Origin of the sequence: Lascolabacillus sp. (assembly GCF_028696275.1) — a bacterium.
Lineage (GTDB): Bacteria > Bacteroidota > Bacteroidia > Bacteroidales > Dysgonomonadaceae > Proteiniphilum > Proteiniphilum massiliensis.
Genome location: NZ_JAQVHI010000028.1, coordinates 15,105 through 27,306 on the forward strand (window position 1 = coordinate 15,105; position 12,202 = coordinate 27,306).

At 36.8% G+C, this 12,202-nt stretch carries 10 protein-coding genes and 1 pseudogene; 10 read left to right on the top strand and 1 reads right to left on the bottom strand.

From position 1 onward, the window contains the following. Window positions 1-16 precede the first annotated feature (16 nt). The 6 genes from PHO43_RS07590 (at window position 17) to gcvP (ending at window position 8,044) form a co-directional block, all read left to right on the top strand. Window positions 17-1,633 (top strand): cytochrome ubiquinol oxidase subunit I, encoded by a 1,617-nt coding sequence (locus PHO43_RS07590; protein ID WP_045089583.1) that lies wholly within the window; start codon window positions 17-19, stop codon window positions 1,631-1,633. 25 nt (window positions 1,634-1,658) lie between these two features. Next, a complete protein-coding gene (locus PHO43_RS07595; protein ID WP_045089582.1) occupies window positions 1,659-2,813 on the top strand; it encodes a cytochrome d ubiquinol oxidase subunit II in 1,155 nt (384 codons plus the stop codon). 69 nt (window positions 2,814-2,882) lie between these two features. After that, window positions 2,883-3,788 (top strand): RsiV family protein, encoded by a 906-nt coding sequence (locus PHO43_RS07600; RefSeq protein WP_288008965.1) that lies wholly within the window; start codon window positions 2,883-2,885, stop codon window positions 3,786-3,788. Continuing rightward, complete coding sequence (gene rsmG / locus PHO43_RS07605) at window positions 3,788-4,411, top strand: 16S rRNA (guanine(527)-N(7))-methyltransferase RsmG (RefSeq protein WP_045089580.1); 624 nt, start codon at window positions 3,788-3,790, stop codon at window positions 4,409-4,411. The genes PHO43_RS07600 and rsmG overlap by 1 nt, the downstream gene beginning before the upstream one ends. 75 nt (window positions 4,412-4,486) lie before the next feature. Further along, the gene (locus tag PHO43_RS07610) at window positions 4,487-5,149 is read left to right on the top strand and encodes an MBL fold metallo-hydrolase (protein WP_045089579.1); all 663 of its coding nucleotides are present in this window, start codon (window positions 4,487-4,489) and stop codon (window positions 5,147-5,149) included. A 33-nt stretch (window positions 5,150-5,182) separates the two neighbouring features. After that, on the top strand, window positions 5,183-8,044 hold the full coding sequence (gene gcvP, locus PHO43_RS07615; protein ID WP_288008967.1) for an aminomethyl-transferring glycine dehydrogenase: 2,862 nt from the start codon (window positions 5,183-5,185) through the stop codon (window positions 8,042-8,044). 17 nt (window positions 8,045-8,061) lie between these two features. On the opposite strand, the gene PHO43_RS07620 is transcribed toward gcvP, so the two are convergent. Continuing rightward, window positions 8,062-8,661, bottom strand: a complete 600-nt coding sequence (locus tag PHO43_RS07620) for a hypothetical protein (RefSeq protein ID WP_053826301.1) — start codon at window positions 8,659-8,661, stop codon at window positions 8,062-8,064. 161 nt (window positions 8,662-8,822) lie between these two features. On the opposite strand from PHO43_RS07620, the gene PHO43_RS07625 reads away from it, so the two are divergent. The 4 genes and pseudogenes from PHO43_RS07625 to PHO43_RS07640 form a co-directional block, all read left to right on the top strand. Further along, window positions 8,823-9,635: a DUF4382 domain-containing protein gene (locus tag PHO43_RS07625; RefSeq protein ID WP_045089577.1), complete on the top strand. Its 813-nt coding sequence runs from the start codon at window positions 8,823-8,825 to the stop codon at window positions 9,633-9,635. A 117-nt stretch (window positions 9,636-9,752) separates the two neighbouring features. Further along, window positions 9,753-10,265, top strand: a complete 513-nt coding sequence (locus tag PHO43_RS07630; protein ID WP_045089576.1) for an SPOR domain-containing protein — start codon at window positions 9,753-9,755, stop codon at window positions 10,263-10,265. A gap of 70 nt (window positions 10,266-10,335) precedes the next feature. After that, window positions 10,336-11,097: an MBL fold metallo-hydrolase gene (locus tag PHO43_RS07635; RefSeq protein ID WP_045089575.1), complete on the top strand. Its 762-nt coding sequence runs from the start codon at window positions 10,336-10,338 to the stop codon at window positions 11,095-11,097. A gap of 182 nt (window positions 11,098-11,279) precedes the next feature. Beyond that, a pseudogene (locus tag PHO43_RS07640) lies at window positions 11,280-12,202 on the top strand (hypothetical protein); the annotation flags it as partial.

Below are 12,202 nucleotides of genomic sequence, written 5' to 3' on the forward strand. Positions count from 1 at the left end.
AAAAAAATATTATCCTATGGATTTTCTTTTAAATGCAGCTACTGTAAACTGGTCCAGAGGACAGTTTGCTCTTACAGCAATGTATCACTGGATTTTCGTACCTCTTACAATAGGTTTGGCTCTCATAATGGCAATAATGGAGTCTATTTATGTAAGAACAGGTGATGAAAAATGGAAAAATATATCAAGATTCTGGCAAAAAATCTTCGGTATTAACTTTGCTATTGGTATAGCTACAGGTATAATTCTGGAGTTTCAGTTTGGAACAAACTGGTCTAACTACAGCTGGTTTGTTGGAGATATATTTGGTGCCCCACTGGCAATTGAGGGGATTGTAGCCTTCTTCCTTGAAGCTACTTTTGTTACTATTATGTTCTTTGGCTGGAACCGGGTGAGTAAAGGAGTTCATCTTCTTTCTACGTGGATGGTTTTCTTAGGAGCAACATTATCGGCACTTTGGATTCTTGTGGCTAATGCCTGGATGCAACATCCTGTTGGTATGGAGTTTAATCCTGATACAGTCAGAAATGAGATGGTTGATTTCTGGGCCGTTGCACTTTCTCCGGTGGCAATAAACAAGTTCTTGCATACTGTGTTTGCAAGTCTTGCAGTTGGCTCATCGTTTGTTGTGGGTGTTTCTGCATGGTATCTACTGAAAAACAGGCATATCGATTTTGCTCTTAAAAGTATAAAGCTGGCATCTATTGTAGGTCTGATCACTTTCCTGATGCTGGCTTTTACCGGTGATGGTTCTGCCTATGAGGTATCACAAAAACAGCCAATGAAGCTTGCGGCTATGGAAGGTTTGTACGAGGGTAAAGAGGGGGCAGGACTTGTAATGATTGGAATGCTGAATCCTTCAAAGAAAGTATACAACGATGATGCTGACCCTTACCTGTTTAAGATGGAAATACCTAAACTTTTGTCTCTTCTGGGTTATAGAGATATAAATGCGTTTGTACCAGGTATTAAAGATATTATAGACGGTGGATATACTTTGCAGGATGGTTCTACAGCTCTCTCTTTTGAGGAAAGGAAGGCTAGGGGAGAACTGGCAATAAAGGCACTGGCCGACTATCAAATGGCTAAAAAAGCTGAAAGTGAAGCTATAGCAGCCGGCAATTCAGAGGCTGCAAATATTGCTGCATCAGAGGCTGCAAATTATGAAACTATTTTGAGAGAGAACTATGAACATTTTGGTTATGGGTATCTTGAAACAGGCGAAGATCTGGTTCCTGATGTACCACTCACATTCTATAGTTTCCACCTGATGGTGATGATAGGGATGTATTTCATCCTCTTCTTCATGGTTATTCTTTTTTTCCAATACAAAAAAGATCTACGTAGTACCAAATGGCTTCTATATATAGCCTTATGGAGTATTCCTCTTTCTTATATTGCTGGACAGCTGGGCTGGCTTGTAGCAGAGGTGGGAAGACAACCTTGGACTATCCAGGATATTCTACCTGTGGAAGTTGCCGCTTCGGCACTGTCTCCGGGACATGTAATAACTACATTCGTTATGTTTGCCGTTATTTTCACTGTACTTCTGATTGCTGAAGTAACAATTATGGTGAAGCAGATTAAAAAGGGTCCTGAGGAGGTTGCCACTGAAATTGGCAACGAAAAGTAAGGTTTAACTAAAAAATTCAATCGCAATGATTACATATGAATTTCTACAAAAATACTGGTGGGTTATAATGTCTCTTTTGGGTGGACTACTAGTATTTCTTATGTTTGTTCAAGGTGGACAATCGTTACTGGCTTCATTATCACGTAAAGAAGATGAGAAAAAACTACTGGTAAATACATTAGGACGTAAATGGGAGTATACATTTACTACTCTTGTTTTATTTGGAGGAGCATTCTTTGCAGCCTTTCCTCTGTTCTATTCTACTAGCTTTGGTGGTGCTTATTGGGTTTGGATGATTATGCTTTTTAGTTTCGTAGCACAAGCAGTATCATATGAATTTCAATCTAAACCGGGCAACCTGTTAGGTCAGGGTACCTATCGTGCATTACTGTTTTTAAATGGTCTGATAAGCACATTCCTTTTAGGTATTGTTGTGGCAAGTTTTTTCACCGGTTCTGAATTCACAGTGGGTAAAGGTAATATAGTTGGTTTAGGTGAAGCTGGACTTGTTATTAGTCAGTGGCAGAACCCGCTCATGGGGCTTGAGTTAATAGGCAATCTTAGAAATATTTCTCTTGGCCTTGCTGTATTTTTCCTTGCAAGAACTTTAGCGAGTCTGTTCTTTATAAATAGACTCAATCATGAAGACCTGGTTAAACGTTCCCGTAAGTTCGTTCATTATAACGGTGCACCTTTTGTTGTGTTTTTCCTGATATTCCTTATATGGACACTTGTGGCTGAAGGGTATGCAGTTGATCCTGAATCCGGTAACATCTATCTTGAGAAAATGAAATACCTGAACAACTTAATTGAAATGCCTGTTGTTGGTATTTTGTTTGTCCTTGGTGTTGTTTCAGTATTATATGGAATAATTAGAACTATTGCAACCTCAAAATTCAAGAATGGAATTTGGTATGCAGGTCCGGGAACAGTTGTTACAGTAATGATGCTGTTATTGGTTAGTGGACTTAATAATACAGCATATTATCCTTCATCGGTGGATTTAGAGAGCTCATTGACAATATTCAATTCTTCATCCAGTTTTTTTACACTTTCAGTTATGTCTGTTGTCTCATTCTTTGTGCCAATTGTTTTAGGATATATAATATTTGCATGGAGATCTCTTGAGAAGAAGAAGCTGGGTCTTGACGAACTTGAAAACGACGGACACACTTACTAAAATTGGACCTTTAACGAGGTATTACCGAAAAAAAGCGTAATTTTGTGATTGTTTAAAAACTTTTTCTCTATGGAGGTGACAATCAGAAAATTGATTTTCAGCCTGTTATTGCTTGTTATCATGTTAATGGTATCGTGTGGTAATAGTGGTAGCAGCAAAATCAAGGCAGAGAACGAAATCAGCTTTGATACAATAAGTATAAACAAACGTCAGCATCTTGATAATGACAGTACCAGACCATTTTGTGATATAAGTGTGAATTTTGTATATCCTGTTAAGAGTGCAAAAACAAATCTGGATACTTTACAACGTTTTTTTGTAAGTAACATGTTTGGACCTTCATTTGAGGATCTTAAACCATTGGCTGCAGTTGAAGCATATATAAGCAATTATATCGATAATTATTCGCATGATGCTTATACGTACAGCGAATCTGTGTCAGATATGGAAGAGTTAAATGCACTTATTCCGGGTATAGATGTTGACGATAGTGAACATGAAATTGATAAATTGTTCTATTCTTATTATGAAAGCTTGTCCGACTCCATAACGTTTAATCAACATGGTATTTTATCATTTCAGATAAAACAATCAAATAGCAAAGGTGAGTCAGCCTCTTACTACGTATCATACTCAAACCATGTAATTAACTTGAACACAGGGGATCAGATTACTGAATATGATATTTTTAATGCAGGTTATGATAAAGCATTGCAGGGGCTGATTATTACATCTTTACTAGAGCAGAATGGGGTCAAAACCATAGATGAGCTGGAAGATTTGGGTTTCTTTGGAATAAATGAAATTGTGCCAAATAAAAACTTTTTACTGAATGATAAAGGTATAATATATACATACAATAAAGGTGAGTATTCGGCATATCAGTTAACTGCTCCTCAGGTTTTTATACCATATAACGTAATACGTTCGCTTTTAAGAGAAAATACTATTGTAAGTAAACTGGCTGATTTATAGTGAAAGTGATAGAAAACTATTTTCAAAAACTAACTGAACTCCAAAAGAGTCAGTTTAAAGCTCTATTCGATCTTTATTTAGATTGGAACAATAAGATAAATGTAATTTCACGAAAGGATATAGAGAACCTTTATTTGCATCACGTACTGCATTCATTAGCAATTGCTAAGTATGTATCTTTTGCTCCCGGTACAAAAGTTATGGATGTAGGAACCGGAGGAGGTTTTCCCGGAATACCTCTTGCAATATTTTTTCCTGAAGTGCAATTTCTTCTTTTGGACAGTATCGGTAAAAAGGTGCGTGTGGCCGGAGAGATTGCTAAAGCTATAGGGTTAGAAAATGTTGAAGTTAAACATTCACGAGCAGAAGATGAAAAGCGCAAGTTTGATTTTATAGTAAGCCGCGCCGTAATGCTTCTACCTGAACTTGTTAAAATTACAAATAAAAATATATCTCGCGAGCAAAATAACTCAATTCCAAATGGAGTTATATGTCTTAAAGGTGGAGATCTCACTTCCGAAACCAAGAGTTTCAAAAACATTGTGGATATAGTGTCACTTTCGGAATACTTTTCGGAACCCTTTTTCCAAACGAAAAAGCTGGTATACCTGCCGGTTAACTAAAATAAATTGCTAATTTTGTAGTGGTAATTTTGTAATTTGTTTTTACTGATTACTCGCATAAAATTATTTTCCTCAATGAAAATTAAGACTTTTGAATTTAACCCTCTTGGTGTAAATACATACCTTTTAGCTGACGAAACAAATGAGTGTGTTGTAATTGACCCTGCATGTTTTTATGCAGATGAAAAAGCTCTCATTTTAAATTATATAATTGATCATGATTTAGTGGTAAAGCATATAATAAATACACATTTACACTTTGATCATATTTTTGGAGTAAATTATCTGACATCACATTTTGGTCTTTCACTGGAGTGTAATAAAGATGATGAATTTTTACTGGAAAATATTTCTGATCAGCTGAGATTATTTGGTATTCCCGGCTCAGACAGCGATTATAAACCTGAAATTGGGAACTGGCTAAATGAAGGTGATGTGATAAATTTTGGTAATCAAGCACTTAGGGTTTTTCATGCACCCGGACATTCTCCTGGAAGTATTATTTTTTATAATGAAGAATCGGGTAGTGTGTTTTGTGGTGATGTGCTATTCAGAGGAAGTATAGGAAGAACAGATCTTACAGGTGGTAATTTTGATGAGCTGGTTGAAAGCATACGAACTAAGTTATTTGTAATGCCAAATGAGACTATAGTATATCCGGGTCATGGACCCACAACAACAATTGGTTACGAGAAAAAGAATAATCCTTTTGTCGGAACATCAAACAATATTTCATAATAATATAAAACTGAAAAAAAATAAGAGCTCAATATGATTGAAATGGAACAATTTAAAAATCGGCATATTGGTATCAATGATGATGATAAGCAAAAGATGCTTGAAACGTTAGGTTTAAATTCAATAGATGAACTTATTGATCAAACTATTCCTTCTGATATTCGTCTTTCAGCTCCATTATCATTACCAAAACCTCTTTCTGAGCAGGAATATGCTGAGGAAATTGCAAGTATTGCTTCTCAAAACCAAATATTTGCATCTTATATCGGTATGGGTTGGTATGATACAATAACACCTGCAGTGATATATAGAAATGTATTCGAGAACCCTGTATGGTATACTTCCTATACACCTTACCAGGCAGAGATTTCGCAGGGGAGACTTGAAGCTTTACTGAATTTCCAGACAATTATAAGTGAACTTACTGCTTTACCACTTGCAAACAGCTCACTACTTGATGAAGCTACTGCAGCAGCTGAAGCAGCGACGATGATGTACGGACTGAGAAGTAGAGATCAGGTTAAAAATAATGTAGATACTCTATTCGTTGATGAAAACATATTTCCACAGACTCTTGCTGTTTTAAATACTCGCATGCGCTATTCAGGTATAAAGATGGTTGTGGGTGATTATAAAGCTGTCACTTTTGATGAATCATATTTTGGAGCAATTCTTCAATATCCTAATGGTGATGGTAGCGTTGAAGATTATCGTGAGTTTGTGAAGAAAGCAAATAGTGTTAATTGTAAAGTTGCGGTTGCAACAGATCTTATGTCTTTAGTTCTGCTTACTCCTCCGGGTGAGTGGGGTGCAGATATTGCTTTTGGTAGCAGTCAGCGATTTGGAGTTCCCATGTTTTATGGAGGTCCATCTGCAGCCTTTTTTGCAACTAAAGATGAATACAAACGTTCCATACCGGGGAGAATTATAGGGATATCAAAAGATGCACATGGGAAAGTTGCACTGAGAATGGCGCTTCAGACTCGTGAGCAACATATAAAAAGAGAGAAGGCTACTTCAAATATTTGTACAGCGCAAGCATTACTAGCAACAATGGCTTCATTCTATGGAGTTTATCATGGTCCCGAAGGACTAAAAAAGATTGCTTCACGAATTCATTCAATTGCTACTTATGTAAGCGAAGAACTCAAAGAAATGGGCTTCAAACAGTTGAATGAGAGTTTCTTTGATACATTAAAAATAAGATTACCTGAAGGCATTACTACAAAAGATGTGCGTGAGAATGCTGAGATGAGATCTATTAATCTACGCTATTTCGAAACTGGTGAAATAGGAATAAGTATAGATGAAACAACTAATGCATACAGGGTTCATGAACTGCTTGCTGTTTTCGCAATGACTACTGGTAGTTCTAAGGTATTTATGATTGATGACCTTCCTGAAAAAACATCTCTCAAGGATTATCAGCAGAGAAAATCATCATTCCTCAAACATCCTGTCTTTAATAAATATCATACAGAGACTGAGATGATGCGTTATATTAAACGTCTGGAACGCAAGGATATATCACTTGCTCATTCTATGATTTCTTTAGGTTCTTGTACTATGAAGCTTAACGCAGCATCTGAACTACTCCCATTGGGTATGGCCGGTTTACAGAGGATGCATCCTTTTGCACCGGTTGAACAAGCCGAAGGATACAGGCAAATTATTGATGAACTTGAAGAGATGCTTGCAGAAATTACCGGTTTTGCAGCTACAAGCCTGCAGCCGAATTCAGGTGCAGCAGGTGAGTATACAGGGTTGATAACTATTGCTAGCTACCTTGAAAGTAAGGGAGAGGGGCACAGAAATATTGTATTGATTCCTGCTTCTGCTCATGGTACTAATCCTGCAAGTGCTGTTCAGGCAGGCTTCACCCCGGTTACCGTGCTATCTGATGTTAAGGGCAATGTTGACATGGATGACTTACGCTTGAAGATAGATCAGCACAGAGATAATCTGGCAGCATTTATGATTACATATCCTTCAACTCATGGAATATTTGAGGTTGAAATTAAAGAGATGTGCAGATTGATTCATGAGGCTGGTGGACAGGTGTATATGGATGGTGCAAATATGAATGCACAGGTGGGATACACTAATCCGGGTACAATTGGTGCCGATGTATGTCATTTGAATCTTCATAAAACATTCGCAATTCCTCATGGTGGAGGAGGCCCGGGAGTTGGTCCAATCTGTGTTGCTGAACATCTGGTTCCTTTCCTTCCGGGACATCCCGTTACATTCAGCACTGATGTGAATACAGTATCATCAGCAGCTTATGGAAGTGCTGGAGTTTTGGAAATTACTTATGCGTATATCAGGATGATGGGTGCACAAGGGTTGAAGGAAGCAACTGCCGTAGCAATTTTGAGCGCAAACTATCTTGCTGAAAAGCTCGATGATTCATATGGAATTGTATATCGCGGCTCAGAGGGAAGAGTAGGGCACGAGCTGATTCTGGATTGCCGTGGTCTGAAGGATGTATCAGGTATTACTGAAACAGATATTGCAAAACGTCTTATTGATTATGGCTATCATGCACCAACTTTATCGTTCCCGGTTCATGGAACTCTAATGGTAGAACCAACAGAGAGCGAAAGTTTAGCAGAACTTGATCGTTTTGTTGATGCTATGATAGAGATCCATGAGGAGATAATTGAAGTTTCAAGAGGTGAATATAGCAAAGAAGATAATGTTCTTGTAAATGCCCCTCACCCCGAGTATGAGATTACTGCTGATGAATGGACGCACAGTTACACTAGAAGCAAAGCAGCTTATCCACTTCCTTATGTCAGAGAAAATAAATTCTGGGTTAATGTTGCACGTGTAGATAATGCATTCGGTGACAGAAATCTGGTATCTAGTTTACCTGCTACAGATGAGAACTAATCCTAAAGCAGGATAAATTAATATAATTCAGGAATTTCCCCTTGTTCGAATACGATCAAGGGGGAATTTGTTACATCTCTCTTGAATGAATTAATAATATCATTATTGATCTCTGTAAGAAGTACCTTAACCCTATTATCCATAACATCAGGATAAGCACCGGCAAATTTTTCCAGCATCGGATGGTTGTCAGGTATATTGCTACTTACAAGAAAATTATCAATTTCGTCCATAACTTTCATCATCTGTCGGTAAGAGTAACTAACAGTTTCTATCCTGAAATTTTCTGTATTCAGGATTTCTTTCAGAGCTTCTCTGTTTCTATCAGCATTTCCTGTAACAGCAATTACGAAATTTCCATTGTTGTCTACATATGAACCTCCATAATATTCAGGATACAAATCAGGATCGGACTCTCTTTCAATCCAGTCGTCACTGAAGCTGGACATTAATTTGTCGTGTAACAATGTCGCATCAATTTTTTGAACAGTGGTGGGATTTGAAGCCTCTGAGTAACCTTCACTATTTTGATTCGAATTGTTGTCCTTTTGATGATTACATGCATTCAAACCTATTAATAGGAGTGAGATGCTAAGAAAGTAGATAAACTGTTTCATTGTAGTTTGTTTCGATTTATTCAAATATATTTTATAACATATTTGTTAAAGTATTGTTTAAATGTATTGTTAATAGGGCACTCGATGAATATAATTAATTTAGATGTTCAAAGATAATTGGAATTATGTATTTTTGTCAATCAATTAACAGATACAACAGAATGAAATCAAATTTTTATACATACTATTTAATAATATTAACTATTATTCTGTTTACAGGTTGCAATATAGAAGATGTAAGTGAAAACGCAGCCAGGTTAAGAATCAAACTGACAGATGCGACATCTTTAACTTTAAAAGAGCTTCATGTAGATATTAATGAGATTTCTGTTTTTGCAACCGATTCTACAAATATTGAAGGGGAATGGATAACACTTGATTATTCAGGTGGGGAGTACAATCTGCTGACCTTATTGAACGGAAAAACAGTACAACTTGTGGATCAGTACTTTCCATCATACAAGAAGATTGAAAAAATAAAGATTATACTTGGAAATAACAATAGGATTGTAACTATTACTGATGCTCCAGTACCATTGCAGCTCTCACCTGAGATTATTGATGGTGTAGTTATTGAAAACATAAATGCTGATCTTGCGACCAATGTTATATCAAGTATAATTATTGATATAAATGCAGCACTTTCTATAAGAGAGATTAATGGAAACTGGTTTCTGAGGCCTTCAGCAAGGGCTTTCCCCGAAACTTATGGTGCATCTATTAAAGGTTATGTGGCACCAATCGAGGCTAATCCATATGTAGCCATTATCCAGGAAACTGATACCTTTTTTACTTTCCCTGATCCTGACGGAATGTTCTATTTTTTTGGCCTTAACGAGGGAGCATGGGATATTTATTTAATTGCCAACCCGGAATCCAATTATAGAGATACTGTATTTACCGACACTTTATCATATGGACAAAAACTTGAGCTAACACCGAGACCAATCAGACTTGTTTTTGATGCACCATAGGGTCAAGTTTTAATTTATTTTCACACGACTAATAATAGAAAGATAACCTTCTTTACTATCTTTGCGATAACCGTTTAAATTTAGATTATTACGTACATTAATAAATTCTCAACTTACATGAAAAAATTCCATTTAATTTTATTTTTTGCAGGATTGTTGGTTTTGGGTACCTCTTGTAAACCAAAACAGAGTGCATATAAACAAGTATATGAAGCTGCCAAAGAAAGAGAAATTCAGCAATCTGCATCTCAACCAACAACAGTTGTAAAGGATGCAAGTCCATTACCTCCGGTTGAAGTATCTGTTAGAAAAGAAAAAGTTGAACCGGTTTATGCAACTGATGCTGCAGGACTAAAAAGATTTAACGTTGTGATTGCTTCTCTAAGTGTAAAACTTAATGCTGAGTCACTTAAAAGCAGAATGGAAAACGAGGGTCACAAAGTTATTCTGGCTGAGAATGAGCAAGGTATGTATAGAGTGATTGTAGCAAGCTACGACACAAAAGAACAAGCTGCTGCAAAAAGAAACGAAATATACAGTACTTATACTGCAAAAGGGGATACCGACTATCTAAGGAGAACTTACGGGGTACCTTTCAATGACCTTTGGATATTGGAGAGAGATTATTAATAATAACTTCATAAAGGAAAAAGAAAGCTACCCGCTAATGGAGTAGCTTTTTTTTATTAAGAAGTATCATATGAAAGTACTTTTTTTAGGTACAGGAACTTCAACAGGAGTTCCTCAAATAGGTTGCAATTGCGATGTATGCACATCAGATGACAGTCGTGACAAAAGATTACGCTCTTCTGTAAGGATTGAAGTTGATGGTAAAGTACTAATTATTGATTGTACTCCAGATTTCAGACAACAAATGATGGGAATGCCTTTCGGTAAAATTAACGGCATGCTTTTGACACACGAGCATTACGATCATGTTGGTGGAATTGATGATCTAAGACCTTTTTCAATTTTTGGCTCAGTAAAACTGTATATGGAAGAACACCTGGAGAATGTCATCAGGGAACGATTGCCATACTGTTTTAATCCAAAGAAATATGGAGGTGTACCGGACATAGAAATCAAGCGGATTAATGAGTATGATAGTTTTGATATTGAAGGATTAAAAATTACCCCAATAAGAGTTATGCATTACAAGCTTCCAATTATGGGGTTTAGGATAAAGGATTTTGCATATCTTACTGATGTTAAATCGATTCCTGAAAGTGAATATTCCAAATTAACGGGTTTGAATACTCTTGTAATAAGTGCGCTTAGAAAAACAGAACATATTTCGCACCAGTCTCTGAGTGAAGCATTGAATATTTCAAAAAGAATTGCAGCAAAAAGGACCTACTTCTCTCACATGAGTCATGAAATGGGGTTGCATGGTAAAATAGAAAAAGAACTGCCTCAAAACACCTATTTTGCCTACGATGGTCTTAAGATTGATGTTTTTTAACCAAAGATAATGCAGCGTTTATTCATATTCTGCATCTTTTAGATAGTAGAATACCCTATTTACTTGTATATTTGTATGTAAACCTATTATATTATATGGTTTTAGATTAAACTATCGATAGGTAAATTAGTCGAATACAGTGATAGAAACAAATAAAGCAACAATATAAAAAGGAAGAGACAATGAAAACTAAAAATTTTTTACTTTCGGTTTTATTGGTCACTATACCTCTATTAGGTTTCGCTCAGGAATGGGATGATATCTATGCTGATCCTTCTCAAAAGGAAACTGAAAAAGTTCGTAAGTACGAAGAACCAGAACAACAGAAAAAAAGAGTAGTAATTGTTCAGGGTGATGTTTCAAATATGGAAGTAACTGCGAATGGCAGGGATATTGACGAATATAATCGCCGTGGCAATAATACTGATACAATAAACGAGCTAGGTTATACCGAAAAATCTGATGAGTATACAGAGTATGAGTATACAGATAGAATAGTAAGGTTTCACGAGCCTGAATCAAGCATAAGAATAACAGGTGCTGATGAAGTAATAGTTTATGTAGGTGATGATATCTACGAAGGATATAATAACAGGGGATGGAATACTAATATCTATTATGGAATGGGTTGGAGCTCATTCTATCCATGGTATGACCCATGGTATAATCCATGGTATTACAGTCGCTGGTATTCACCATGGTACTATGGAAGATGGTATGACCCATGGTATTACGGATACGCTGGATGGTATGGTGGCTGGAGCAGATGGTACAACCCATGGTATTACGGTGGTTGGTACGATCCATGGTATTATGGCAGTTATTACGGTTACTATGGAGGATACTCTCATGGATTTTATGATGGCTACTACAGTAGTCTGACTCGAAACCGTTCAGGCAGAAGTTCAGGTATTTACAGAAGAAGCTTAGCTAACACCTCTTCATCTGCAACCGCCGGTTTATCAGGTAGAAGCTCTACAAGCAGAACCGCAACACGCTCAGCTCTATCTGGAGGAAGTACAGCTTCAAGCACTCGTTCAGCTGTATCAGGCAGAAGTTCTACCAACACTACAAGAACTAGAATTATTGACAGCTCAGGCAGAGC